This window comes from Sorangium sp. So ce394 (assembly GCF_051474665.1).
GTDB lineage: Bacteria > Myxococcota_A > Polyangia > Polyangiales > Polyangiaceae > Sorangium > Sorangium cellulosum_D.
Map to the genome: position 1 here is coordinate 4747880 of NZ_CP150339.1, position 26173 is coordinate 4774052.

The following is a 26173-nucleotide window of genomic DNA, read 5'->3' on the forward strand; positions in this document are numbered from 1 at the left end:
GCCAATCAGCACCTCGAGCGGCCGCCTGCGCCCCCCCTCCGTCGCTGCCGCCAACGGCCCATTGTGCAGGAAGCCTCGGTGGAGATCGAGGATCATGAGTCCGCTCGCTCCGCGGGCGAAGCCCCGCGGCCGTGCTGCCCCGAACGTCGCCCGCGCCGCCGGCGCGGCGCGCTTGCCTCGGCGCAGCTCGCCCGGTTCGGCGCGGGGTGACCGTCGCATCTGGCGGCTGCGCGCGGCTGTGCGCGGCTGCGCGCGGCTGCGCCGCCCACACGCTTGTTGTCTGCCTGCCACTTGCCGGCGACGACCTCTCGCGTGCCGCGCGCGTCGTGGTAGCGTTGCTCTGTGTCGGGGAGGTTTCCTTCAGCGCGGTCCGCTGGCGGGCGGTTCTCGTGCGGCGCGAGGTGGGCGCGATGATCTCCGAGGCGTGCGGGCTCTGCGCCTGGCCGGCGAGCCTCGTGGTCGACGACGTGCAGCGGCACAAGAGCGCGCTCATGGATGCGGCGCTGGCGAAGCGGGCCGAGGGCAAGGAGCCGCTCGCGCGCGTGGCGTTCCGCGGCGCGCTCTACTGGCAGCGCTGGCTCATGACGAAGGAGCCTGGGCTGCACGAGGAGGCGCGGGTCGTCTCCGGGCTCGAGTTTGCGCGCGAGGCGGGCGACTGGAAGGAGGCCGATCTGCTCCTCGCCCACGCCGACAGGTCGAGCGCGCTCGCGGATCTGCCGTTCGTCGAGCACTGGAAGCGGCTCGTCGCGGAGCACTTGCCGGAGCAGGTGAGCGACGAGCACGAGCTCGAGGAGGCGTTCCAGGAGTTCCGCCGGCATCCCAGCGAGGAGGCGGCGGAGAGCGTGCGCCGCTGCGCGACGGCGATCGCGCCGCTCGGGTCGCCGGTCCCGGTGCACACGATCCTCGCGCGGGTGGCGGTGGATCGCGGCCAGACCGACGAGGCGGAGTTCCACTTCGCGGCGCTCGTCGTCTGCCGGCCGCTCTGGATCCCGTACGTCGTGCAGCTGGCCGAGCACCAGGCGAAGCTCGACCTCCCGCGCGCCCTGCGCACGATCGAGGCCGCGCGCCGCCTCTTCGGCCCCGACTTCTGGCTGCCGCTCTAGTTACACGGCGGGGGCACGCGCCCCCGCCGCCCCGCCGAGCGAAGCTCGTCGGGGCCCCACCACCCCGCGAACCACACGGGCCACTCGGGGCGTGTTGCCGCTTCGGGCCTGACGTTCGCCGCATCAGGGAACGTCCTCAAGCCCCCACGCCAGCCTCACCTCAGGCGAGCGCCAGCGTCCGCATCCACCCGCTGATCCGCGTCCCCGCCGGCTTGGGCCACCCCATCCGCGCGAACCGCTCCAGGAGCTGCGGCGTGTGGTCCCCGGTCCGGCTGTCCTTGAACGACGCCCGCGCCGCGTCGAGCTCCCGCGCCGCCTCGTGGAACCGCCCCTCGTGGTACGCGAGCCACGCCAGCGTCAGGTGCCGGTGCTGCCGCGGCTCCGCCTCCGCGAGCGCCACCGCCTCGCACGCCATGAGGTGCTCGCGCGCCTGCTCCGCGTCCCCGCGGTGGAGCGCGATCTGCGCGAACAAGAGCCGCGCCTCGACCAGCCCCCACGGGTCCGCCAGCGTCTCGTAGATCCTGCCGGCCGCGAGCGCGTGCTCCTCCGCGAGCTCGGGCGCGCCCGCGTCGAGCGCGACCATCGAGAGCAGCCGCTCGCACCCCGCCTCGCCGCGCGGGTTCGCGAGATCGCGGAAGCTCTGCCGCGCCGCGAGCGCGCCCGCGCGCGCCGCCTCGAAGTCGCCGAGGCGGTGATCCACGTGCGAGAGCGTCAGGTCGCACTGCGCGAGCCCGAGCCGGTAGCCGATCGCGTCGAAGTCGGTCCGCGCGGTCGTGAGCAGCGACCGCGCCGCCTCGGAGAGCGCCCCGGCCTGCTCGACCATGCTCTGGAGCAGCAGGCACTGCGCCCTCCCGAGCCGATCGCCGACCTCAAGGAACCGCGCCTCCCCCGACGCGAGCACCGCCCGCGCCCGCGCGTGCTCCCCGAGCTGGTAGTCGATCTCCCCGAGCAGCACCTCGCACTGCGCCTGCCCGTGGCGGTGGCCGATCTCGTCGAAGATCGCGTGCGCGCGTGCCACGAGCCGCCGGCCCTGCGCCTCCGCGCCGACGTCCGACGCGATGTGCCCGAGCAGGCGCAGGCAGTGCGCCTGGTTCTCCCGGTCGCCGGCGTGCTCGAAGATGCGCCGCGCGTCATCCGCGTCGCGCCGCGCCTCGTCGAGCCGCCCCGCCAGCCGCAGCGCCTCGGCCCGGAAGCGCAGCTGCGTCCCGAGCCGCGTCCCGGTCAGCACGGGCCGCGCCTCCGCGCCCCGGAGCCCGGGGCGCGAGTCGCTCCCCCCGGGCAGCTTGCCGTCGAGCACGGCGAGATCGCGCAGCGTCGCGGCGATGTCGCGCGAGCTCTGCCAGTGCGCCGCCACGTGCGCGTGCATGAGCGCGGCCGCCTCGTCGGTGTCGCCGGCGCGCAGCAGGCTCACCACCCGGTGCCGGAGGATGCGGCGGCTCGACGCGAACGGGTGCGCGCCGAGCGCGTCGGCGGCGGCGCGGAAGACGCGCGCCGCGTCCGGCTCGAGGAACAGCTGCGAGAGGAGGTGCTCCTGGAGCAGCGCGTGCGGCCAGCGGAGCCGATCGCCCACGGCGAGGAGGATCTGGGCGCGCTGCATGGCCGCGATCGCGCGGTCCGCGGCGATGTCGAGCGACGCGAGGAGCGCGCGCAGGATCTCGCGCCGGATGTCGCCGCCGAGCGCGGCGGCGGCGCGCGCGCCGGTCCGGAGCTCCTCGGGCAGGGCCGCGAGCCGCTCCTCCCACAGGTCGGCCGTGGTCGCGGCCTGCACGGCCATCGACGCCTTCGGCACGAAGTACTTGCCCGCGCGGAGCTGGAGGTGGCCGCCGCCCGCCCACGCGTGCAAGAGCTGCAGCGCGAACAGCGGGTTGCCCTTGCTGCGGGCCGTCGCCGCCTCGGCCGCCGCGTCGTCGAGCGGCAGCGTCTCCCGGAGCAGCGCGTGCGTCTGCGCGGGGTTCAGCGGGGCTACGTCGAGCCGCTCCCCGCCGTAGGCCGCGAGCGCCCCCTCCAGCCGCTTCGCCGCGACCGGATCGCACTCGACCGCCTCGCTCCGGACCGTCGCCACGACCAGGAGGCCGAGGTTCGGCGCGTCCCGGTGCAGCGTGAGGAGCCCCTCGAACGTCGTCGAGGACGCGTAGTGCAGGTCGTCGAGCCAGAGCAGCACCGGCCGATCGCGGCCGATCCGCTCCAGGGTCTTGCGGATGATCAGCCAGCGCAGCTCCGGCCGGTCCAGGCGGAAGCGCTTCCCCGTCGGGCCGACCGCCTCGCTCCCGGGGGGCGACGGCTTGATCCACTCGGCGGTCGCCGCGACCCACGTCTTGCCGACCTCGTCCTCGGGCGGCACCTCCCAGAGGTTCATCAGCACCTTCTCGACGATCTCGCGCTCGGCCCGCTCCAGCCGGTAGTGCTGGGTCACGGCGCCGAGGACGCCGTCGAGCGGCGCCGCGATCCGGCGGTAGCGCGCGCGGAGCGGCACCATGAGCGCCCGCTCGTGCACCTCCTCGCAGAGCCACTCGGCCAGCCGGCTCTTGCCGACGCCGGCCTCGCCCGCGAGCAGGACGAACCGGTGCATCGCCTTCGGCGCGTCGACCATCTCGGCGACGACCTCCATGAGGCGCGCCCGCTCGCCGGTCCGGGCCACGAACGGGCTCGGCCGGAGCGCGAGCAGGCCGGTGGTCGTCACCGACGGCGGAGGGTCGTCGTCTGGAGGCTCGATCAGCTCGGGGGTGAGCAGCTCCTTGCGGCTCGGCGGCAGCCGGCCGGTCGTCAGCAACGCCAGCGGCAGCGGCGTGGCGGTCACGTTCACGTCGCTGCGCGGCTCGAACCGCTTCCAGACCCGCCGCGCGTCGCCCGCGAAATCGAAGCGGTGCCACGGCCGCTTCGCGAGCAGCCGCTTCGCGAACTTCGCGACGTCGCTCGGCACCTCCGGGGGCAGCGGTAGATCCGGGATCGGCGAGCTCCGGTGCTGCTGGAGGAGCTCGTCGTTCGTGCCGTCGTAGACCTCGCCGCCCGCGAGCAGGGCGTAGAGGATGCAGCCGAGGGCGTAGAGGTCCGTCGGGGGCCCCACGTGGGGCGCCGCGAAGCGGATCTGCTCCGGCGCCATCCAGCCCGGGGTGCCCGCGCCCCAGCGCACGGTCGGCTCGCTCTCCCGCGAGCCGTCGAGCCGGTGATCGATCCGGTCCTGGATGAGCCAGGCGAGCCCGAGGTCGAGCACGTGCACGAGCGGCGGCTCCCCGCCGTGCTGGAGGTCGACGAGGACGTTGGAGGGCTTCAGGTCCCCGTGGATCACCCCGCGCGCGTGCGCGTGGGCCAGCGCGCCGAGGACCTGGTCGATGACGCTCCAGATGATCGGCCAGGGCAGCGGGTCCTCGAGCCGGGCGAGGTAGAGCCACTCGTGGAGCGACCTCCCCGGGACCGCGTCCATCACGAGGTACGGCGTCCCGTTGCTGAGCGCCCCGAAGTCGCGGGCCTTCACGAGCGCCGGGTGCGAGAGGCCGGCGAGCGCCCGGGCTTCCTCCTGGAACCACCAGGCGTCCTCGGGGCGCGCGGCCGCGCCCGGCCGGTCGAGCAGCTTCACGGCGACGCGCTCGTCGATCACGAGATCGCGGCACAGGTAGACGACCCCCATGCCGCCGCGACCCAGCTCGCGGCGGACCTGGTAGCGACCGGCCAGGATCGTGCCCGGTAAGAACCCTTCTTCGGACATGGCGGTGAGCGGTCCGATGATAGCCGTGCCGGCCGGGCCCGGTAGACTCGATCTCGCCCGGCTGGCCCGAGGTCGCTCGGCCCCAGTTCGTCGTGTCGCTTCCGCGGAGCGATGCTAGGTTGCGGCGATGGATGCGGCGGTTCGCGTGCTCGCTTTCGCTGGCGCGAGGGACGTTCTCGGCGCGGGAGAAGTGGCGTTGCCGCTGCCTGGCCCCTGCACCGCGGCGGAGCTCCTCGATCGGGTCTGCGCGCGCTATCCGGGGCTGATCCCCTACAAGGGCTCTATCCGGGTGGCGGTGAACGGCGTTTATGCGACGCCGAGCGATCCTGTAGGTTTCGGGGACGAGGTGGCGCTCATCCCACCGGTGGCGGGCGGCTAGGGGCCCGCGAGGGACGCTTCATGTCTTCTTCGACCGGCCTCGATTCTACGCGCGTGGGGGGAGACGCGCCGGCCCAGCGGCGGCGTTCGCTGCCGCTCGTCGGCGGCGGGGAGGCCGGCCGCCGCGCCGCCGCGATCCCGTACCGCGACGCCGTCCGCGGCGCGCCTTCCGCGCACGCCGGGCCCGCGCCGCGCAGCGTGCGCATCTCGGTCACGGATCGGTGCGATTTCGCGTGCACCTACTGCCGCCCGTCGCGCCACGACGGCTACACCGACGGCCGGCTGATGACGCCCGCCTGGCGCACCATGTTCGAGGCCCTGCGCGACGCCGGCATCCGCCGGGTCCGCCTGACCGGCGGTGAGCCGCTGCTCCACCCCGAGATCGTCTCGATCGTCGCGTCCCTCGCCGCGCTCGGCTTCGAGGATCTGGCGCTCACGACGAACGCCTCGCAGCTCGCGCGGCTCGCCGCGCCGCTGCGCGACGCCGGGCTGCACCGCCTGAACGTCTCGATCGACACCCTCGACCCACCGCGTTTCCGCGAGATGACCCGCGGCGGCGAGCTCGCCCGGGTGCTGGAGGGCATCGACGCCGCCATCGCGGCGGGCTTCTCGTCGATCAAGCTGAACACGGTGGTCCTCCGCGGCGTGAACGACGACGAGATCGAGCGGCTCGCGCTGTGGGCCTGGGAGCGGCGGATGGTCCCGCGCTTCCTCGAGGTGATGCCGATCGCCGAGGGCGCGCGGCTCGTCGGCGAGCACCTCGTCACCGCGGCCGAGATGAGGGCGCGCCTCGCCGAGCACCTCCTCCCGGAGGAGGCGATCTCGGATCCCGGCCTGGGGCCGGCGCGGTACGTCCGCGCGCGCCGCGACCCGTCGCTCCGCGTGGGGTTCATCACGGGCACGAGCGACACGTTCTGCGAGAGCTGCGATCGGCTGCGCGTCTCGTCGACGGGCGTGCTCCGGCCGTGCCTCGCCACGGACGACGGCGTCGACGCCTCGCGCGAGGCGAAGGCCGGCGATCCGGCGGCGATCCGGCGGCGCCTGGACGAGGCGTGGCGCCTCAAGCCCGACGGCAAGGTCTGGAAGGGCTGCACCGAAGAGACGGCCTCCGCGGTGTCGATCCGCGCGATCGGCGGCTGACGCCGCGGCTGGCGCGGGCCCTGGCTCACGGATCGGCTTCCGGTCCTGCGGGCTGCCGTGTCAGATTCCGGAGCGATGTCGCACACTCCTGATCGATCCGGCGAGGGCGCAGCGCTCTCGACCCACCTGTCCCCGAGCGGCGAGGCCCGCATGGTGCCTGTCGAAGGCAAGCCCGTCACGCACCGCCGCGCGGTCGCGTCGGGCGCCGTCCTGATGCGGCCCGAGACGATCGCCCGCGTCGCGCGCGCCGACGCGCCGAAGGGCGACGTGCTCGCCGCGGCGCGGATCGCCGGGATCATGGCGGCGAAGCGCACGCCGGAGCTCATCCCGCTCTGCCACGGGATCGCGCTCACCCACGTCGCGGTCGAGCTCGACGTGGACGAGCCCTCCGCGGCGATCCGGGTGACCGCGGCCGCGGAGGCGCTGGATCGCACCGGGGTCGAGATGGAGGCCATGGTCGCGGTGAGCGCCGCGTGCCTGACGATCTACGACATGCTCAAGGGGATCGATCGCGAGATGGTGATCTCGGACATCAAGCTCCTCGAGAAGAGCGGGGGTCGCTCCGGTCACTTCCAGAGGAGCGCGCCGTGAGCCGGATCCGCACCGAGCCGCTCCGCCTCGACGAGCTCATCGCCGACGTGTCCCACCCTGGCGCGGGCGGCATCGCCACGTTCCTCGGCGTGGTCCGCGACGTCAACGACGGCCGGGCGGTCACGCTGCTGGAGTACGAGGCGTACGGGACGATGGCCGAGGCCGAGCTCGAGCGGATCCTCGCGGAGATCGCCGCGGAGATCCCCGGCGTGCGCGTCGCCGCGACGCACCGGGTGGGCGCGCTGCGGATCGGCGACGTCGCCGTGGCCTGCGCCGCGAGCGCGCCGCACCGGGGCGAGGCGTTCCGCGGGTGCCGCCTGCTCATCGACCGCATCAAGGCGCGCCTGCCGATCTGGAAGCGCGAGCACGGGCCGGACGGCCCGTACTGGGTCGGCTGGGAGGACGCCCGCTGCGGCGGCGAGCACGGGCCCGAGGAGCACCACGAGCACGCGCACGGCCACGACGGCGCGGCGCCTCCGGGCGGCGCCGGCGGCGCCTAGCGCAGGCGCAGCCCGGGCGGCGGCGGGGTGGAGAGCGGATCGTTCTCCTGCAGGCGGTTGTTGTGCCGGATGTCCGTGCCCTTGACGAGGAACACGACCGACTCGGCGATGTTCATCGCGTGATCGGCGATGCGCTCCAGGTACTTCGCGATCGACTGGATGCGCGTGGCCCTGTACACGGTGCTCGGGTCGCGGCTCATCATGAGGAGCACCTCCTGGAAGATGCGGGCGTAGTGCTCGTCGATCACGTCGTCGCGCGTGAGCAGCCGCTGCGCTCGGTCGCAGTCGCGGGCGACCAGCGCGTCGAGCGCCTCGTGCACCACCTCGATCGCCTCGTCCGAGAGGCCTTGCAGCTCCGCCGCCGGCGCGAGCGGCGGCTCCTCGTTGAGCTCCTGCACCCGCTCGCAGACGTTCACCACCAGGTCGCCGATCCGCTCGAGATCGGTGACGATCTTGAGCGCGGTCGTGACGAAGCGCAGATCCGAGGCGACGGGCTGGCGCGTCGCGAGGATCCTCATGCAAAGCTCGTCGACCTCGCACTCCAGGCGGTTGATCCGGCGATCGAGCCGTATCGTCGCCTTGGCGAGGCCCGTGTCGCGCGTCGCGAGCGCGGTCGAGCCTTTCTGGATCATCTCCTCGACCAGGCTGCCCATCAGCAGCAGCTTTTCGCGCAGCGTGCGCAGCTCGTGCTCGTAGACCTTGCTCGTGTGCGACGTCGGCATGAAATTCCCACTCCCCTCAGCCGAACTTACCGGTGACGTAGTCTTCCGTTTTGCTTTCCTTCGGGTTGGTGAAAATTGTCTGGGTCCTGTCGAACTCCACCAAATCCCCCATGTAGAAGAAAGCCGTGTAGTCAGAGCACCGCGCGGCCTGTTGCATGTTGTGCGTGACGAGCACGCAAGTATACCGCTGCTTGAGCTCATCGATGAGCTCCTCGATGCGCGCGGTCGCGATGGGATCGAGCGCCGAGCACGGCTCGTCGAGCAGGATCACCTCGGGCTCGACGGCGAGGACGCGGGCGATGCAGAGCCGCTGCTGCTGGCCGCCGGAGAGCGAGAGCCCGGACTGATCGAGCTTGTCCTTCACCTCGTCCCAGAGCGCGACCTGGCGAAGGCACTTCTCCACGAGGCCGGTCGCGTCCTTGACGGAGACGCCGTTGAGCTTGTGCCCGGCGAGGACGTTCTCCCGGATCGACATCGTGGGAAAGGGGTTGGGCTTCTGGAACACCATGCCGACGCGGCGGCGCAATCGCACCGGGTCGACCGCCTTATCATAGATGTTCACGCCGTCGATCATGACGGAGCCCTTCGCCGTGGCCCCGGGCACTTGCTCGTGCATCCGGTTGAGGCAGCGCAGGAACGTCGACTTGCCACATCCGGACGGGCCGATGACCGCGGTGACCTGGCCGTCAGGGATGTCCAGCGTGATGTCGTGGATGGCGTGGAACTTGTTGAAGTAAGCGTTCAGCCGGGTGACGCTGATCTTGGCCTGCGGCGCCTCGGGCTCGGACTCCACAGAGCGGCGGTCGCCCTCCGCGTCGAGCCCGCCGCGGCGTTGTCCGGTCTGTCCATCGTGCGGTGAGTCAAACGAGCTCATCGGGTGCCTTTAACGCGCCTTGACGCTCCGGGACGTGACGATTCGGGCGAGCAGATTGAGGAAGAAGACGATGGCGATCAGCACGAGCGCGCCGGTCCAGGCCTCCTGCTGCCACTTCGGGTAGGGGGAGGTCGCATTCCTCCAGATCTGCACCGGCAGCGAGGCGATGGGTCGGTCGACGGCGACGCTCCAGTACTGGAAGCCGAGCGCGGTGAGGAGCACCGGCGCGGTCTCGCCGGCGATGCGGGCCACGGCGAGCATCACGCCGGTGCCGATGCCCGGCGAGGCCGTCCGGAGCACGACGAGGAGGCTGGTGCGCCACTCCGGGACGCCGAGGGCCAGCGACGCCTCGCGGAGGTGCGCGGGCACGAGCTTGAGCAGCTCCTCCGTCGTGCGGGTCACCGTCGGGAGCATCACGATGGCGAGCGCGATGCCGCCGGCGAGCGCCGAGAAGCGCTTCATCGGGACCACGACGAGGGCGTAGACGAACACGCCGATGGTGATCGAGGGCACGCCGCCGAGCACGTCGGCGATGAACCGGATCGCGCTCGCGAGCTTGCCCCGGCCGATCTCGGCGAGGTAGATGCCGGCGAGGATGCCTGTCGGCAGCCCGATGCAGCAGCCGATCGCGACGAGGATGAGCGTGCCGACCACCGCGTTGCCCATGCCGCTGCGCTCGTCGCCGAGCGGCGGCTTCGGCAGCTGGGTGAAGAAGTCGAGGGAGAGCCCGCTCAGGCCCTTGCTGACCACGTAGATGAAGATCAGAAACAGCGGGACCAGGACGACGACGGCGCTCGAGACGCAGAGCCCTTCGAAGAAGTAGCTGCGGGCGCGGCGCAGGCGCTCGCCGGGCGCCGGCTCGAGCAGCGTGCGTCGAGCGGCGGCGGAGGGGCGCGCCGCGGGGGCCGGGGTGTCGTTGCTCATGCGCGTCTCTCCAGCTTGCTCTTGGTCGAGCTCACGAGCCACCGGGCGAAGAGGTTGAGGAGGAGGGCGACCCCGAAGAGGAGCAGCGCGACGTTGGCGAGCGCCGACACGTACATGTCGCTCGTCGCCTCGACGAACTCGTTGGCGATGACGCTCGCCATCGAATACCCAGGGTGGAAGATCGACGCGCTGATCTTCGGGGCGTTGCCGATCATCATGGTGACCGCCATGGTCTCGCCGAGCGCCCGGTTCAGCCCGAGGATGATCGCCCCGATGATGCCCGAGCGCGCGGACGGGAGGACCGCGTAGCGGATGGTGTCCCACGCGGAGGCGCCGAGCCCGACCGCCGCCTCGCGGTGCAGCTGCGGGACCGCCTGCATCACCTCGCGCGAGACCGAGGTGATCGTGGGGACGATCATGATCGCGAGGATGACGCCCGCGGCGAACATGCCGATGCCGAGCGGCGGGCCCTCGAAGAGCGGCAGGAAGCCGAGGTGCTTGATCAGGAACGGCTCGATGGTCTCCCGGAGCCAGGGGCGGAGCACGGCGATGCCCCAGAACCCGTAGACCACGCTCGGGATCGCCGCGAGGAGCTCGACCATGAAGCCGAGCGGCTTGCGGATCCGGTGGGGGGCGAGGTCCGAGAGGAAGATCGCGAGGCCCAGCGAGACGGGGACCGCGAGCGCGATGGCGATCAGCGAGCTGACGACCGTGCCGTAGATGAACGGCAGCGCGCCGAACTGCTCGCGGGCGGGGTCCCACACGGTGCCGGTGAGGAACCCCAGGCCGAACTTGTCGATGGCCAGCCGGGACGACCGGACGAGCTCCAGCACCATCAGCGTGGGCACCGCGAGCACCGTCAGGCCGAACACCGTCAGGATGACGCGGAACGCTCGATCCGCGCCGCGCGTGCCGCGCGCCGCGTCGCCCCCGGACGCGGTCGATGCGGCTTGTTGCATGGGGACTTCTACCGTGCTCATGGGCCTATCCTGCGCGCGCGCCGGCGGCGCGCGGCGGAGCGCCGTGCGCGCCGCTGACGCGCCTTCTTTCATGGCGTTGGGGTGAGCAGGGGCTTGCCGTCGGGGCCCACCACGGTGGCGAGCTTCTTGTTGACCTTCTCGACGACCGCCGTCGGCAGCGGCGCATAGTGGAGGTCGTTGGTGAACTTCTGGCCGTCTTGCATCGCCCACCTCACGAAGTTGGCGAGCACCTTACCCTTCGCGAGATCCTTCTGCTCCTGGTAGACGAGGAGGTAGGTGAAGCCGGCGATGGGGTACGCGTCCTCGCCCTCGGCGTCGACGATCGACATTCGGAGGTCGTCCGGCATCTTGGCGGCGGCGCCGGCGCCCGCGGCGGTCGTGCTCTCGAGCGACGGGGCGACGAACTTGCCGCTCTTGTTCTTGAGCGAGGCGAAGGTGAGCTTGTTCTGCATCGCGTACGCGAGCTCGATGTAGCCGATCGACGCGGGCGTGCTCGTGATGAGCGCGGAGACGCCGTCGTTGCCCTTGGCGCCGAGGCCGCCCGGCCAGTTGACGCTGGTCCCGGTCCCGGGGCCGCTCTTCCACTCCGGGCTCACCGCGCTCAGGTAGTCGACGAAGATCTTGGTGGTCCCGCTGCCGTCCGAGCGGTGAACCGTCGCGATCTCCTTGTCGGGGAGCTTCACATCCGGGTTCTCCTGCTGGATGGCCTGGTCGTTCCACTTCTTGATCTTGCCGAGGAAGATCTGCGCGGTCGCCTCCGGCGTCAGCTTCAGCCCCGACGGCACGCCTTCGAGGTTGTAGGTCAGCACGACGGCGCCGAGGCAGGTCGGCAGGTGCAGGATGCCCGCCGCCTTGGCGAGCTGCTCCTCGGTCATCGGCGCGTCGGTGGCGCCGAAGTCGACGGTCCGCTCGGTGATCTGCCGGATACCGCCGCCGGAGCCGATCGACTGGTAGTTGATCTTGACCTTGGAGTTGGCCTTCTGGAACTCGGAGATCCACTTCGTATAAAGCGGATACGGGAACGTCGCACCCGCGCCCGTCAGGGTGACCTCCCCATCGGCGCCCGGCTGGGGCGCCGCGTTCGGCTTCGAGCCGGGAAGCGAGCCGGTCTCTTGGGGACCGTCGGAGCGACCGCATCCAGCGGCCAGGAGGAACATCGCCAGGGTGAGCAGAATTCGAGCCATGCACCGTCAGGCGTAGTCGAGCTTTGTGACAGCCGTGTGACGGCAGGGTGGAACAGCGAGTACCGGATTTTCCCGACTTCGCTGGGATCACACGGCGCGCGCGAGGCGGACGGTGAACTTGGTGCCGCGGCCGATGGCGCTCTCGACCTCGATCGAGCCGTTCATCAGCTCGACCAGGTGCTTCACGATGGCGAGGCCGAGCCCGGTGCCGCCGAGGTCGCGCGAGCGGCCGGCGTCGACGCGGTAGAACCGCTCGAAGATGCGGCCCAGGTGGTGAGGAGGGATGCCGGGGCCGTCGTCGGCGACGGCGATCGTCACCTGCTGATCGACCGAGCGCGCCTGCACCGTGACGTGAGCGCCCTCGCCCGCGTACTTGATGGCGTTGTCGAGCAGGTTCATGAGCACCTGCTCGATCGCGCGGCGGTCGCACCGCGCGGACGGGAGCGCGGCGGCGTCGACGGTCAGCGTGACCCTGCGGCGGCGCGCCGCCTCGGCGAGCAGCTGCGTCACGTGCTCGATGGCGGGGGCGACGTCGAGATCGGCGAGCGCGAGGCGGAAGTTCTTCGCCTCGATCTTCGAGAGGTCGAGCAGGTCGTCGACGAGGTGGCGGAGCCGCTTCGCGTGCCGATCGATCACGTCGACGAACTCGGCGGCCTCGTGGGGGTCCTGCAGCGCGCCGAGCTGCAGCGTCTCGGCGGCGGTGCTGATCGCGGTGACCGGCGTCCTGAGCTCGTGGGACACGTTGGCGACGAAGTCGGTCCGGATCGTCTCCAGCCGGCGGAGATCCGTGACGTCGTGGAACACCGCGATGAGCCCGGGCTCCGTGGGCGCGCCGTCGTGCTCCGCGCGCGCGTCGAGCGCGTCGTGCGCCGGGGCCTTTCGGCGCGACACCCGCACGAGCAGCCGCCGCGGCAGCGTCCGCCCGAGCTCGACCTCGACGTCGACCGGCTCGTCCCGCTGGCCGGCGAGCTGGATCGCCTCGGTGAGGTGCGCGTTGCGGATCGACTCGATGACCGATCGGCCGAGCGCGTCCTCGCCCAGGGAGGCCATCGCGCGCAGCGCCCGGTTGGCGAGGAGGATCCGCCCGTCGCGATCGAGCACGAGCACGCCCTCGCTCATGCCGTCGAGGATGCCAGCGAGCAGATCGCGCTCGGTCCGGACCTCGGCGATGGAGCGGGAGAGCTCGCTCGTCAGGTGGTTGAGCGCGCGCGCGAGCTGGCGGAGCTCGCCCGAGCCGCGCAGGGGCGCGCGCGTCGACAGGTCGCCCTCGGACATCGCCAGCGCGAAGCGGGTCAGCCGCCGGATGGGGCGCGTGATGAAGAAGGTGGTGGCGGCGCCGACCGAGACGGCGACGACGATCACGGCGCCCATGCCGAACAGCATGGCCCGCCGCGAGCGCGAGAGGGCCGCGTCGACGGCGGCGCGCGGGCTGTGCTCCGCGACCAGCGCCGCCTCCATGTCGCGCGCGGCGAGGCGCTCGATCGGCACGCCCGCGACGAGGAGGACGAGCACCGTCGCCGCTACGAGCTTCGCGCCGATGCCGAGCCGCCTCAACACGAGCATGAGGGCCCCTAGGCGGCCTCGGGCTCGGCGCGGAACCGGTAGCCGACGCCGCGCACGGTCTCGATGTAGTCGCCGGCGGCCCCGAGCTTCTCGCGGACGCGCTTCACGTGGGTGTCGACGTTGCGCGCGGTGACGTCGACGTGCGAGCCCCACACCTCGTCGAGCAAGAGGTCGCGCGAGAGCACGCGCCCGCGGCGATCGTAGAGCATCATGAGCAGGCGGAACTCGAGCGCCGTCAGCGCGATCTCGTTCTCCTGCACCCACGCCCTGTGCGCGGCCCGGTCGACCCGGAGGATGCCGAAATCGAACTTCTCCGGGGCCGACGTGGGGCTCTCGGAGCGCTTGAGGATCGCCCGCGCGCGCAGGATGAGCTCTCGCACGCTGAACGGCTTGACGACGTAGTCGTCGGCCCCGAGCTCGAAGCCGACGATCCGATCGATCTCTTCCCCCTTGGCCGTGACCATGATGACGGGGACCGCGGAGGTCTGCGGGTTCTGCTTCAGGCGGCGGCAGATCTCCGTGCCCGACATGTCCGGGAGCATCAGGTCGAGCAGGACGAGATCGAACCGCTCCTCCTTGACCGCGCGGAGCGCTGTCTCTCCGCTCCCGGCGGAGACCACATCGAAGCCAGCTTGACGGAAGTTGTACGTAAGGACGCGCTGGAGGTCGCGCTCGTCCTCGACGATGAGCACGTGGCTCGGCATGGACGGTGGGTGTAGCAGCGCATTGTGACAGCTTCATGGCGATCGCGCGTGCCGCGCGTCGTCACCACGAGCACACGAGGCGGAGCGCCTGCGAGCGGGCGGTGGAGCGCGAGGCCGACGGGAGCGCGGCGATGCGCGCGCGACGGCGCACGGGGGCGCGCCGGGCGGCGGACGGCCCGATCGGAGGCGGCCCTGGGCGCCGCCGGGAGACCGGCCGGGAGCGCGAGGCGCAGGCGGGCGGGAACGGCGGGAGCGCGGCGGCGCGCAGCAGGCGACGCGCAGCGAGGCCGGTCGCCGACCTTGAGGACGGAATGCGTGGCGCTTGCAACGCTCGGCGTTTTCGCCTAACTGGCCCGCCCATGGCCCTCGAGCGAACCCTCTCAATCATCAAGCCCGACGCAATGGAAAAGAACAAGGCAGGCGCGATCATCGCTCGCCTGGAGCAGGAGGGCTTCACGATCAAAGCGATGAAGCGCATCCACCTCAGCCGCGCGGAGGCGGAAGGCTTCTACGCCGAGCACCGGGGGCGCGGCTTCTTCGACGAGCTCGTGACGTTCATGTCGCGCAGCCCCATCCTGGTGATGGCCCTCGAGCGCGAGGACGCGGTCGCGAAGTACCGCGAGGTCATCGGCGCGACCGACCCGGCGAAGGCGGCGGAGGGGACGATCCGCAAGCTGCACGGGGCGAGCGTGGGCGAGAACGCGGTCCACGGCTCCGACAAGACGGCGACCGCCGCGCGCGAGATCGCCTACTTCTTCGCAGGCTACGAGGTCGCTCCGAGCGCGACCAACTGATGCTCGGCGAGCGGCTCGCCGCTGCGCTCGGCGCGGCGCGGGACGGCGCTGCAGGCATCGAGAGCTTCGCCCACCTGCTCGGCTCGCGCCGCGTCGGGCCGCGCGGGGTCGCCCTCGCGCTGCCTGAGGTGTGCGAGGGGTGCGCGGCGCTGGTCGCCGCCCTCGACAGCCTCTCCGCGGCGGTCCGCGACGGCTTCGTGGCGACCGACGACCCCGCGGCGGCCGACGCCGCGTGCGCGGTGCTCGAGCACGCGGGCGTCGACGTCGCGCGCCTCACGGACGAGCTGTCGCGCGCCGCCGCGGGCGCCCCGGCGGGGCGCGGCCCCGGGCGCGGCCGCGGGGAGCGCGCCGGCGCCGAGCGCGGCATCGACGCCCGGCAGCGCCTCGCGCTCGAGGCGTCGGTGCGCAGGACCGCCCGGGCGCTGAGCGGCGCGCTGCGCCTGTCCGAGCTCGTGATCGCGACCCTCGAGCTGCGCCCCACGCCGCTCGATCTCATCGACGTGCTCCGCAACTGGAGCGCCACCGCGGTCGAGGGGCGGCCCGTGGTCGGCATCTCGGTCGCCTCCTCGGACAGCCGCGCCAACGAGGTGGAGGGCGACGTGCGCGCCGTGAGCGGGCTCATGGAGCTCGCCGTCGGCATGGTCAACGCCGCGGGCGTGGCGAGCCCCCACCTCGCCGTGTCCCGCCTGCCGGACGGGCGCTCGACGGTGCGCATCGCGGAGCGCGGCCCGCGCGAGGGGGCGCCGGCGGTCGCCCTCGACGTGGTGCTGCGCGACGGCGGCGAGCGGGCCGCCGCCGTGGCCCGCGTCGTCGCGCGCCGCGCGGGCGTCGACCTCGTCGAGGGGCCCGGCGGCCGCGTCGTCACCATGACGTTCTGACGCCGCTGCCGGTGCTGTCGCGGCCGTGCTAAAGGCGCCGCCATGGCCACCGACGAATCCCTGAAGTCCCTTGTTGAGGCGGCGTTCCGCGACCGCGAGCTCCTGCGCTCGCCCGCGCACGAGGCCGCGGTCCTCCGCACGATCGAGCAGCTCGATCAAGGCCTGCTCCGCGTCGCGGAGCCCGACAAGACCCCGCAGGCGGGCGGCGAAGGCGCGGCGCCTTCCGGCGAGGGCGCCGCGCACCGGTGGGTGACGCACGCGTGGATCAAGGAGGCGATCCTGCTCTACTTCGCGCTCCGCGGCATGAGCGTGATGGAGGTCGGCCCCTTCGAGTTCCACGACAAGATCCCGCTCAAGCGCGGGCTCGACAAGGCGGGCGTCCGCGTCGTCCCGCCGGGGACGGTGCGCTACGGCGCGTTCCTCGAGCAGGGCGCGATCGTCATGCCCGGCTACGTGAACATCGGCGCGTGGGTCGGCGCGGGGTCGATGGTCGACACGTGGGCGACCGTCGGCAGCTGCGCGCAGATCGGGCGAGGCGTGCACCTCGCCGGGGGCGTCGGCATCGGCGGGGTGCTCGAGCCGCCGGGGGCGCGGCCGGTGATCATCGAGGACGGCGTCTTCGTCGGCTCGCGCGTGATCGTGGTGGAGGGCGTCGTCGTCGAGGAGGAGGCGGTGCTCGGCGCCGGCGTGGTGCTCACCGCGTCGACGGCGATCCTCGACGTCACGGGGCCGGAGGTCGTCGAGCACCGCGGCCGGGTGCCGGCGCGCAGCGTGGTCATCCCGGGCACGCGGCCGAAGCGCTTCCCCGCGGGGGAGTTCTCGATCCCGTGCGCGCTGATCATCGGCAAGCGGAGCGAGGCGACCGACCGCAAGGTGTCGCTCAACGCGGCGCTGCGCGACTTCGCGGTGCCGGTGTGAGCGCGCGGCCCGATCGGGGCGCGGCGGCCGAGGCCGCGCTCGCGGACACGCTGCTCTGGCTGTGCTCGGTCCCGTCGCCCATCGGGGAGGAGCAGGAGCTGTGCTCCGCGGTGGCCGAGCGGCTCGGTCGGGCGCAGCTCGCCGCGCCGGTGCGCCGTCACGGCGACTCGCTGGTCGCGCAGGTGACGCAGGGCACGGGCGGCCCGAAGATCGCGCTGGCCGGGCACCTCGACGTGGTGCGCACGTCGCACGACGGGCCGCCGCGCATCGAGGGGGATCGCCTCTACGGCCCCGGCGCGAGCGACATGAAGTCGGGCCTCGCGCTGATGCTCGACCTCGCCGAGGGCGCGCGGGAGGACGTCGCGGGCGTCGATCTGACGCTCGTGTTCTACGCCCGGGAGGAGGGCCCGTACCTCGAGAACGAGCTCGCGCTGGTCATCGAGCGCGAGCCGGGCCTCCGCGCGCTCGATCTCGCGGTGTGCCTCGAGCCGAGCGACAACAAGCTGAGCCTCGGCGCGAGCGGCTCGCTGCACGCGGGGCTGACGTTCCGCGGGCGGACGGCGCACAGCGCGCGGCCGTGGCAGGGGGAGAACGCCATCTACAAGGCGGGCCCGCTCCTGGTCGAGCTCGCCGCCCTCGCGCCGCGCGAGGTCGAGATCGACGGGTTCGTCTACCGGGCCGTGACGACGGCGACGATGGCGCAGGGCGGGCGCGGGCGGAACGTCGTTCCCGACGAGTTCACCATGAACCTGAACCACCGCTTCCCGCCGGGGACCTCGATCCAGGAGGCGCAGCGGACCATCGAGGCGCTCGTGGCCGGCCGCGCCGAGATCGAGTGGCGCGACCTCAGCCCGTCGGCGCTGCCGCACGCGTCGCACCCGCTCGTCGTGGCGCTGCGCGAGGCCGGCGTCGCCGCGGTCGAGCCGAAGCAGGCGTGGACCGACGTGGCCCGCTTCGCAGAGCTCGGCGTGCCCGCGGTGAACTTCGGCCCCGGCGAGAACGCCCAGGCGCACCAGCGCAACGAGTGGGCGTCGCTGCGCAAGCTGTCGGAGGGCCGCGCGATCCTCCGCCGCTGGCTCTCGGGGCTCGGGCCGGCCTGACGGGGGCGCGGCTGCTGCGCGCACACCGCGGCCATGCCCGCGGGCGCGCGCGCCGCTCTCGAGGGTCGTCACGCGCGCGCTCTTCCGCGCGCGCGGGCTCTCGGTCAGGGCGCTGCGCGCACCGAGAGCCCGGCGGCCGGGATGGTGAAGAAGAACGTGCTGCCCTGGCCGGGCGAGCTCTCGACCCAGATCGTGCCGCCGTGGGCCTCCACGATGCCCTTGGTGACGAACGCCGCGAGCCCCATCCCCTGTCCGAGGGGCCGGCGAGCGGGCGCGTGCCGGGCGAAGAGCAGCGGCTGCTGGTCCGGCGCGATGCCGGGGCCGGTGTCGGAGATCGAGAACCGCGCGTCGTTGCCCGAGGGCTCGGCGCGCACGGTGATGCGTCCGCCCTTGGGCGTGAAGCGCATCGCGTTGCCGAGCAGGTTCGCGATGACCTGGACGATGCGCTCCCGGTCGCACGCGATGGGCGGCACGTCGTGCGGCAGCTCCTTCGCGATCTCGAGCGGCTTCAGCGCGACGGTCGGGGCGACGAGCTCGATCGCCCGGTCGAGGATCGGCTCGACCTCGTGCGCGCCCTTGCCGACCTTCAGCGAGCCGCTCTCGATGCTCATGGCGTCGACGAGGTCCTGCGCGAGCTGGTTGATGTCGTCCGCCGCGCGGGTGATCGCCTCGATCTGCCGCCGCCCCGGGCCTTCTTGGGGGCTCGAGCGCATCAGCATGCGGGCGCTGACCACGATCACGCTCAGCGAGTTCCTGAGATCGTGAGAGATGGTGGACACCGTCTCGCGGAGCATGCGCTCGGCCGTCTCGGCGCGGCGCTCCAGCCGCTGGCATTGCTCCTCGAGCCGCTCGCGCTCGGCCGCGTCGCCCCGCGGGGCGTGCCGGTCCGAGTCCGCCTTCGATCGCCTGGGCACCCTGGCGCGCAGGGTCGCCGGCCCCGCGGAGCGAGGCCCGGCCGCTGCAACCGACGCCGATCCCCTCTTGGGCGAGCGCAGGGGCACCGCCGTTGCGCGCCCGCGGAGCGGGCGGCCGGGCGATCCATCCGCGCTGTCCGTCGCGTCTTTTCCGGCTTTTTTCCTCGTCACCCCCGCCATCCTCGCTCCCTCTTGCCTCTCAAGCGATCAGTTAGCCAGAAAGACTGTGCTCGGGATAGTCAGGTGGTGCCTCAGTCAAGTCATGGCAGCGCGGGAGCGCACGTGCGCTGTTCCTCTCCCGGATCGCGCGCCTCGCGGATCGTGCGGGCGCCGCGCCGGTTTCGCGGGGTGGCTGGAGAGCAGATTCGCGACGCGTCAGGTCGTTCTTTCCGGCTGCGGCGACGGGCCCCGCGTGTCGCCTTCGACGCGCGACAGGAGGCGGCGAATCTCGAGCACGAGCGTGTCCGGCAGGCACGGCTTCGTGAGGAACGCGTCGCACCCCGCGTCCTTCGCCTCGCGCGAATGGCCCGCGAGCGTGTGGCCGGTGAGGGCGACGATGGGGATCCGCTTCGTGCGCGGGTCGCTCTTGAGGTGGCGCGTCGCCTCCCACCCGTCGATCTCGGGGAGCGACAGGTCCATCAGGATGAGGTCCGGGATCAGCTCGAAGGCGCGATCGAGCGCCTCCCGACCGGTCGCCGCCTCGGCCACGCGGAACCCGGAGAAAGACAGGTATTCCGCGAACATCTCCCGGTTGTCCTGGAAGTCGTCCACGACCAGGACGAGCGGCGAGAACGCGTTGTCGTCACACTTCACTTCCATCCCAGTGAACCTTTCCATTCGTCGGCGCGCCGCCCGACATCGCGAACGAACGCGACAGCGTGCGGCCGGTCTCTCACGCAGGCGATGTAGGGGGGCGATCCGCTCGGGTCACGCGATGTTTGTATACCTTATTGCCGGCCAGATGCCGGGCATTTCCCCTCCCGCGCAGGGGTCGCCCTGCACCTCGCCTGAAGGGATCTAAGGTTGTTCCTTACGTGCCCTAGGTAGGCCCGTAGGGCCGGCGGACGCCGATGATCTCGTGGAGCAAACGAGCGGCGCTATCCCAGTCGACTGGCTTGACGAGCACGCCGTCGAAGGCCGAGGCGTTGAGGGCGGCGCGGGCCTCGAGATCGCGGCGGCCGGTGCACGCGAAGATGGCGACGTGCTGGGTCGCCGGGTCGGCGCGCAGCGCCTCGGCGACGACGAACCCGTCGATGCCGGGCATCCTCAGGTCGCACAGGATCACATCCGGCACGTCCTGTGTGGCGAGGAACACGCCGCGCAGCCCACCCGCCGCCCGCTCGACCAGGAAGCCGTGCGCGGCGAGCGCCGCCTCCGCCATGACGAGGAAATCGGGATCATCGTCCACGATGAGGACCCGCCGGCGTCGCTCGACCACGAGGGTATCCTCGTCGCCCTCCTCGTCGTGTTGCTCGGCGGACTCTCTGCGCTCTGCCTCGGACATGCTCCCCCGCTCGCGGCTCGGCTGACGGCGCTCCCCAGGTGCTCGGGCTTCGATGTGGGGCATCAGGGCCACGACCTCCCCGCCGGCGTTCCTGGAAGGTCCCCCTGCGTTGGTGGAGGCGAAGCCTGAGCCCCGGGTACACCTTGTGCCCAGGTCGCTTATCCGCAACCATCAACTGTCCAGCGCAGATGGGGGCTCTGCGCGGTTCGCCCTCAGCGCCTGGCGACGGCTGTTTCGGGGCGGTCCCGACGACAGTTGGCTTGCTCGTCTGATGCTCGAGGTCCGCGCTGCTGCATATTCGGAGCAGGCGTCTATGTGGATGGATGACGAGTTTTTCGCGCGGGTGGGCCACGATCTACGCGGCGAGCTGGCGACCATGCTGGCGGGGGTGCACTACCTGCTGCGTTACCAGAAGGACCTCGGGCCGGCGCCGCGCGACATGCTGGAGCGCGTGCGCGGCGCCGGCGAGCGGCTGAAGCGGCTGCTCGACGAGTTCGACAACTCCATCTGGCTCCGCGCGGACGCGAGCCGACCGATGTCGATCGCCCGCTGCGACGCGGCCGAGCTCGTCCGGCGCGCCGCGGTGCAGCTCGAGGCGATGGCCGCCGCGCGCGGCGTGCAGATCTCGTTCGAGGCCGGGCCCGATGGGGCCGCGACCGTGGAGGGCGATCCGGAGCTCCTCCGGGTGGCGCTGGAATACGTGCTCGGCTTCGCCATCCTGCGATCGCGCGATCGGCCGGTGCAGGTCCGCGTCTCGATCGCCGACGGCGCGCCGGTGGTGACCGTCGTCGACGAGGCGGGCCCCGTCCCGCCGGAGCCGCTCGCCCGGCTGCTCGAGCCGTTCGGCGAGCGGGCGGCGATCCCCGCCGACCCGGTCGCGCCGCGCCGCCGCGAGCGGCTCGGCCTCGGCCTCGCGATCGCGCACGGCATCCTCGGCGCGCACGGGGGCGGGCTGACCGTGGAGCCCTCGTCCGAGCGCGCGGACGGCGGCGCGCCGGCATCGGCCGCGGACCTCTCCGCGACCGGGCTGCGCTTCACCTGCTTCCTCGGCGGCGTTGGGCGGGATCCTCCTACCAGGTTGCCGGAGACGGGAGGTCGCTGCGACGCGGCGAGCGGCCGGTGACGGAGGAGACCCTTCCGAGGGCTCCAACGCGGATCGTGTCCGATAGAGACTTCGTCTAGGATGAACCGGGCCGCACGTCGCGAGCGTGCTCCAACTTCCACCGCACAACGATGAATGCGCCTCGATGCCGACGCTGAGCTCTCTCCTCGTGCAGCATGGGGTTACCTCGATGCGGGTGGTCGAGGAGGCGATCGCCCGCCAAGTGCTCCACGGCGGCGACCTCGCCACGAACGTGCTGGAGCTGGGCGCGGTGAGCGAGCGCGAGCTCACCGCGTTGCTCGCGGAGAGCCTCGGGCTCCCGCCCGCCGTGGGCCGGCTCCGGCCCGCGTCGCCCGACGTGCTCCGGACCATCCCGGCTGAGCTCGCGGTCCAGCACCGCGTGTTCCCGCTCGACGTGCGCACGGGCGTCGACATCGCGGCGGCGGGAGCCTCGCAGCCGGAGCCGACGCTGGTGATCGCGACGGCCGAGCCGCTCGCGCCGGCCGTGGCGGAGCAGCTGAGCTTCTCGCTGGGGGTCAACCTGCGGCAGCTCGCCGCGCCGCTGGTGCGCATCCGTCAGGCGCTCGCGGAGCACTACGGCGCCGCCCTCGAGCGGCGCCTGTCGCGGCTCGTGAAGCAGCTCGACGCGCGCGCCGAGCCGAGCCCGGCAGAGCCGGTCGAGCCCGCCTCCGCAGCCGTCGCCGCGCTCCCGCCGGAAGCGGCTCCGCCGCCGGCGCCGGCCGCCGGCGCGGGCGCGGCCCCGCCGGCAGGAGCCGACCCGGTCGCGCCTGCGCCGGTCGACGCGCCTCCGCTCGCGGCGGCAGGGGCGGCTCCGGCCGCAGAGGCCGACGCGGCGTCGCCCGCGGGAGCCGACGCCGTCGCGCCTGCGGACGTCGATGCGGCGGCGCCTGCCGACGTCGACGCCGACGCGACGTTGCCCGAGGGCATCCATCCGCGCGAGGAGACCGCGGAAGCGCGGCAGAAGAAGCGGTCGAGCATCGACGACGCCCCGACCGTCGAGGCGCCGTCCTCGATCGCTCGCGAGGAGGCGGCGGAAGCGCAGCAAAGGCGATCGAGCATCGACGATGCCCCGACGGTCGAGGCGCTGACCTCGATCCATGACGAGGACACCGTCATCGCGGAGGTCTCGCTCAACGAGGCCGTCCCCACGCCGAGGAAGCCGCCGCTCCACGAGCTGGACGACGAGCCGACCGTCGTCGCCGAGTACCCGATCGATCTGCCCTCGTTCCGCTACCTCGAGGCGCACACGCCTGGGGCAGAGGCGCTGGCCTCGCGCCTCTCCAAGGTCGCCCCGCGGCGCGGCCAAGCGGGCCCTGAGGCGCCGGCGAAGCCCGACGCCGGCGCGGCGGATCCGGGCGAGGAGACCGCGCGTCCCGGCCACCTGGCCGCGCCGCAGCGAGAGCCCGCGACGGAGCCGGCAGAGCCGACGCCGCGCTCCGAGCAGCTCGCGCCGCGCCTCGCGGCGTTCGCGGCAGCGGAGGACGTGCCCGCGGCTCCTGCGGCGGAGGCGAGGGCGCCGGCCGTGGAAGCGCCGGCGCCGCCCTCGAAGCCGCCGACGCCGCCCTTGAAGCCGATGGCGCCGCCCGGGAGGCCGGTGGCGCCGCCGGCGCCGTCCGGCGCGCGGTCGCGGGCGCCGGGCACGCACCTGTTGACCGGCTGGTTGAAGCGGGCGTCGGCCGCGCACCGCGCTCAGCAGGACACGGTGCCGCAAGCTGCCGCGTCGCACCCGCGCCTGCCCGGCGGCTCTGCGCCAGCGGCGCCCGTCCCCGCGGCCTCCGCGCCCGTGGGGCCCGCTGCGACGACGCCGGCGGAGGCCACGCCCGTGGCGCCCGCGCTCGCTGCGCTCGCACCGGCGGCGCCTGCTCCTGCGGCCTCCCCGCCCGTGGCGCTCGCGCCTGCGGCGCCCGCGCCCGCGATCTCGGCGGCGAAGGGCTCGATGCGCGAGGCGGGCCGGTCTGCGCCGACGGCGCAGCGGCGCAAGGGCCCGTTCACGCTGGCCATGGCCGAGCAGGAGCTCGCCTCGGTCGACTCGAGCGAGGCGGTGCTCGCGGTCCTCTTCGACTTCGCGCAGCAGTACTTCGAGTACACCGTCCTGTTCACGGTCCACGGCGAGCGCGCGGAGGGCCGCAACGCCGCGGGCCCTGGCGCCGAGCGCGAGCGCGTCACCAAGATCGCCGTGCCGTTCGAGCGTCCCACCGCCCTCGCCAGGGCGCGCGCGCTGCGCGCGCCGCTCGTCGCCGCGCTCGCCGGCAGCGCCCCGGACGCGGAGCTCCAGCGCGAGCTCGGCAGGAAGGTCCACGCGGCCGCGGTGGCGGTCGTCCCGATCGTCGTGCGCGGCCGCGTCGTGGCGCTCGTCTACGGTGACGACGGCGCCGCCTCGGTCGAGCTCTCCAGCATCGGCGATCTCATCGCGCTCGCCGGCGTCGCAACGACGGTGCTGGAGCGGCTCATCCTGCGAAAGAAGCTGAACCGGAGCGGCGGAGCCCAGGATACCGCGGCGTCTCCGCAGCGGTCGTCCGCGCCGCCGCACGAGGCCGCGGCGTCTCCGCAGCGGTCGTCCGCGCCGCCGCACGAGGCCGCGGCGTCTCCGCAGCGGTCGTCCGCGCCGCCGCACGAGGCCGCGGCGTCTCCGCAGCGGTCGTCCGCGCCGCCGCACGAGGCCGCGGCGTCTCCGCAGCGGTCGTCCGCGCCGCCGCACGAGGCCGCGGCGTCTCCGCAGCGGTCGTCCGCGCCGCCGCACGAGGCCGACGCGCCGCACGACGAGCACGGCGACGAGCAGGCCAAGGAGGGCCCGCTCTCCATGCGCACCCGCGCCGCGCTGCTGGAGCTGAGCAGCATGGTCCGCGCGGAGGCGCACGGGCCGACCGACGACGCATCCTCGCCGCCCGCCGCGCACGAGCCCCCCGCCGCGCACGAGCCCCCCGGCGCGGGCGAGCCACAGCGAGCGGACGGCGCGGACGTCGAGCCGAACGGCCCGCGACCCCAGGGCGGCTGGTCCACGGAGGACGGGGGATCCGGGATCGATGCCGTCGCGCGGGCGTTCGGGCTCCGCGGCACGGGCGTGGAGGCCGAGCCCGTGCGTCCGGACGAAGGCGTCGCGCACGCGATGGCGTTCAGCTCGACCATCCCGCCGGCCCCGATGCCGCGCGCGCCGGGCCTCGGAAGCGAGCCGCAGATCCGGCTCGGCCTCGAGGCGGGCGCGGACGTCGTGTCGGGCACGGCCGTGACGGCGCCGATGATGCCCGCGGTCACCCAGCCGCTCATGCAGGCGGTGCCGGCGCCGGCTTCGCCGGTCATCACGGCGCCGCCTTCGCCGCCGGCCATCGACGAGATCCCCGACCTCGAGATCCCCGCGGCGCCGAGCCACGCGCGGCCCGAGGACTTCGATCTCGGCGAGCCCGAAGAGGCGCGGACGAAGCGGTACTCCCGGCCACCGTGGATGCTCGACAGCTCGATCAAGCCCGGCGCCGAGGAGCAGCGGGATCACGCGCCGGCGCCGTCGTCGGTCGCCGCGCGCCCCCACTGGCGCCGCACGCCCGTCGCCGTCGAGGCCGCCGCGGTGTACCCGAGGCCCCCGTCCGAGCGGCGCGCCGCGGTCTCGACCTCTCCGGCCAGCGAGCTGCGCGCGGAGTACAGCTCGCTCGTGCAGCACGTCCTCGCGGGCGGCGAGGCGGGCCCGCGGGCGTTCGCCGAGCTCGTGCGCAACGGAGAGACGGCGATCTCGATCGTCGCGGCGCGCTTCCCCGGTCCGCTCCGGGTCGATCGCCAGCGCTTCCGCGAGCAGCTCGCCGGCCCGGACGGCGCCGCGAACGTCGCCGCCGCGCCGCCTGCCTCCCAGTGCGGGCCGCTGCTCGAGCTCATCGTCGCGATCCGGCGCCCGGCGCTCCCCTTCATGACCGTGCGGAGCGCCTCGCCCGACCCCGAGGTGCGCTTCTGGGCCACGCACGTGCTCGGCGAGCTGCCGTACCCGGAAGCCGCCAACGCGCTGCTCCCGCGGCTCTTCGACGACAACATCGCCGTCCGGCGCATCGCGGTCCGATCGGCCGCCTTGTTGATCGCGGCGCCGCCCGCGGGCGGCCCGATCCTGCAGGGGCTCGATCACATCGCGCGCGACCGCGAGGAGTCGCCCGCGCGGCGGCTGAGCGCCATCGACACCATGTCCGAGATCCGCTCCGGCTCCAGCGTGCCGGCGCTCATCAGCGCGCTCTCCGATCCGCACGACGCGATCGTCGAGGCGGCGGTCCGCGCGCTGACCGCCATCACGCGGGAGGATCTCGGCCGCGACGCGCGCAAGTGGATGGCGTGGTGGTCGAGGAACGGCGAGCGCCATCGCATCGAGTGGATCATCGACGCGCTCACGCACGAGAGGCCCGCCATCCGCCGCGCCGCCATCGACGAGCTGAAGGGCATCACCCGGGAGTACTTCGGCTACTACGAGGACCTGCCGCGACAGGAGCGGGAGGCCGCCCAGGAGCGCTACCGCGCGTGGTGGATCTCCGAGGGGCGCTCGCGGTTCCGCACCACGGGCTGACGCCTCGCCGGGCCCGCGCAGGGCAGGGAGGCGGGCGGCTCATCC

The 26173-nt window shown here is 73.3% G+C and carries 22 protein-coding genes; 11 read left to right on the forward strand and 11 right to left on the reverse strand.

The features are described from left to right. Positions 1-410: 410 nt before the first annotated feature. On the forward strand, positions 411-1103 hold the full coding sequence (locus WMF33_RS17520) for a hypothetical protein (RefSeq protein ID WP_437338202.1): 693 nt from the start codon (positions 411-413) through the stop codon (positions 1101-1103). Positions 1104-1263: 160 nt separating this feature from the next. On the opposite strand, the gene WMF33_RS17525 is transcribed toward WMF33_RS17520, so the two are convergent. Then, positions 1264-4806, reverse strand: a complete 3543-nt coding sequence (locus tag WMF33_RS17525) for a protein kinase domain-containing protein (RefSeq protein ID WP_437338203.1) — start codon at positions 4804-4806, stop codon at positions 1264-1266. A gap of 127 nt (positions 4807-4933) precedes the next feature. Here WMF33_RS17525 and WMF33_RS17530 point away from each other — a divergent pair, with 127 nt between their 5' ends. The 4 genes from WMF33_RS17530 (at position 4934) to WMF33_RS17545 (ending at position 7415) form a co-directional block, all read left to right on the forward strand. Continuing rightward, entirely contained in the window at positions 4934-5185 is a 252-nt protein-coding gene (locus tag WMF33_RS17530; protein ID WP_063823977.1) for a MoaD/ThiS family protein, read from the forward strand. Between the two features lie 20 nt (positions 5186-5205). Next, complete coding sequence (gene moaA / locus WMF33_RS17535; RefSeq protein ID WP_437338204.1) at positions 5206-6324, forward strand: GTP 3',8-cyclase MoaA; 1119 nt, start codon at positions 5206-5208, stop codon at positions 6322-6324. Positions 6325-6399: 75 nt separating this feature from the next. Continuing rightward, positions 6400-6915, forward strand: coding sequence for a cyclic pyranopterin monophosphate synthase MoaC (gene moaC, locus WMF33_RS17540; protein ID WP_061629535.1), 516 nt, complete (start codon positions 6400-6402; stop codon positions 6913-6915). Then, positions 6912-7415, forward strand: a complete 504-nt coding sequence (locus tag WMF33_RS17545; protein WP_437338205.1) for a molybdenum cofactor biosynthesis protein MoaE — start codon at positions 6912-6914, stop codon at positions 7413-7415. The genes moaC and WMF33_RS17545 overlap by 4 nt, the downstream gene beginning before the upstream one ends. Here WMF33_RS17545 and phoU read toward each other — a convergent pair. The 7 genes from phoU to WMF33_RS17580 form a co-directional block, all read right to left on the reverse strand. Continuing rightward, the gene (gene phoU / locus WMF33_RS17550; RefSeq protein ID WP_020735525.1) at positions 7412-8137 is read right to left on the reverse strand and encodes a phosphate signaling complex protein PhoU; all 726 of its coding nucleotides are present in this window, start codon (positions 8135-8137) and stop codon (positions 7412-7414) included. The genes WMF33_RS17545 and phoU overlap by 4 nt on opposite strands. 16 nt (positions 8138-8153) lie before the next feature. Then, positions 8154-9011, reverse strand: a complete 858-nt coding sequence (pstB, locus tag WMF33_RS17555) for a phosphate ABC transporter ATP-binding protein PstB (protein WP_437338206.1) — start codon at positions 9009-9011, stop codon at positions 8154-8156. 9 nt (positions 9012-9020) lie between these two features. Next, positions 9021-9935, reverse strand: a complete 915-nt coding sequence (pstA, locus tag WMF33_RS17560; RefSeq protein ID WP_437338207.1) for a phosphate ABC transporter permease PstA — start codon at positions 9933-9935, stop codon at positions 9021-9023. Continuing rightward, on the reverse strand, positions 9932-10894 hold the full coding sequence (gene pstC / locus WMF33_RS17565) for a phosphate ABC transporter permease subunit PstC (RefSeq protein ID WP_437338208.1): 963 nt from the start codon (positions 10892-10894) through the stop codon (positions 9932-9934). Before pstC ends, pstA begins: the two co-directional genes overlap by 4 nt. A gap of 89 nt (positions 10895-10983) precedes the next feature. After that, complete coding sequence (gene pstS / locus WMF33_RS17570) at positions 10984-12099, reverse strand: phosphate ABC transporter substrate-binding protein PstS (RefSeq protein WP_437338209.1); 1116 nt, start codon at positions 12097-12099, stop codon at positions 10984-10986. Positions 12100-12186: 87 nt separating this feature from the next. Continuing rightward, a complete protein-coding gene (locus WMF33_RS17575) occupies positions 12187-13662 on the reverse strand; it encodes an ATP-binding protein (RefSeq protein ID WP_437338210.1) in 1476 nt (491 codons plus the stop codon). Between the two features lie 8 nt (positions 13663-13670). Then, positions 13671-14366, reverse strand: a complete 696-nt coding sequence (locus WMF33_RS17580; protein ID WP_020735531.1) for a response regulator — start codon at positions 14364-14366, stop codon at positions 13671-13673. Between the two features lie 359 nt (positions 14367-14725). Here WMF33_RS17580 and ndk point away from each other — a divergent pair, with 359 nt between their 5' ends. From ndk to dapE, 4 genes are read left to right on the forward strand one after another with little or no spacing between them, the layout of a single operon-like run. Continuing rightward, entirely contained in the window at positions 14726-15160 is a 435-nt protein-coding gene (gene ndk, locus WMF33_RS17585; protein WP_061629540.1) for a nucleoside-diphosphate kinase, read from the forward strand. Then, the gene (locus WMF33_RS17590; protein WP_437338211.1) at positions 15160-16038 is read left to right on the forward strand and encodes a hypothetical protein; all 879 of its coding nucleotides are present in this window, start codon (positions 15160-15162) and stop codon (positions 16036-16038) included. Before ndk ends, WMF33_RS17590 begins: the two co-directional genes overlap by 1 nt. A gap of 42 nt (positions 16039-16080) precedes the next feature. After that, the gene (locus WMF33_RS17595; protein WP_061622132.1) at positions 16081-16956 is read left to right on the forward strand and encodes a 2,3,4,5-tetrahydropyridine-2,6-dicarboxylate N-succinyltransferase; all 876 of its coding nucleotides are present in this window, start codon (positions 16081-16083) and stop codon (positions 16954-16956) included. Then, on the forward strand, positions 16953-18056 hold the full coding sequence (dapE, locus tag WMF33_RS17600) for a succinyl-diaminopimelate desuccinylase (RefSeq protein ID WP_437338212.1): 1104 nt from the start codon (positions 16953-16955) through the stop codon (positions 18054-18056). The genes WMF33_RS17595 and dapE overlap by 4 nt, the downstream gene beginning before the upstream one ends. A 104-nt stretch (positions 18057-18160) precedes the next feature. Here the strand turns inward: dapE and WMF33_RS17605 are convergent, their stop codons facing one another. From WMF33_RS17605 to WMF33_RS17615, 3 genes are all read right to left on the reverse strand, one after another. Continuing rightward, positions 18161-18970 carry a sensor histidine kinase gene (locus WMF33_RS17605; RefSeq protein WP_437338213.1) on the reverse strand — a complete coding sequence of 270 codons (810 nt, stop codon included), beginning with the start codon at positions 18968-18970 and terminating at the stop codon, positions 18161-18163. 375 nt (positions 18971-19345) lie between these two features. After that, complete coding sequence (locus WMF33_RS17610; protein ID WP_061622134.1) at positions 19346-19789, reverse strand: response regulator; 444 nt, start codon at positions 19787-19789, stop codon at positions 19346-19348. 220 nt (positions 19790-20009) lie between these two features. Next, positions 20010-20474 (reverse strand): response regulator, encoded by a 465-nt coding sequence (locus tag WMF33_RS17615; protein ID WP_061622135.1) that lies wholly within the window; start codon positions 20472-20474, stop codon positions 20010-20012. A gap of 319 nt (positions 20475-20793) precedes the next feature. Between WMF33_RS17615 and WMF33_RS17620 the strand changes: the two genes are divergently transcribed. Together WMF33_RS17620 and WMF33_RS17625 are read left to right on the forward strand one after the other, a co-directional pair. After that, complete coding sequence (locus tag WMF33_RS17620; protein ID WP_437338214.1) at positions 20794-21597, forward strand: sensor histidine kinase; 804 nt, start codon at positions 20794-20796, stop codon at positions 21595-21597. Between the two features lie 124 nt (positions 21598-21721). Continuing rightward, positions 21722-26128: a hypothetical protein gene (locus tag WMF33_RS17625; RefSeq protein WP_437338215.1), complete on the forward strand. Its 4407-nt coding sequence runs from the start codon at positions 21722-21724 to the stop codon at positions 26126-26128. Positions 26129-26173 lie beyond the last annotated feature (45 nt).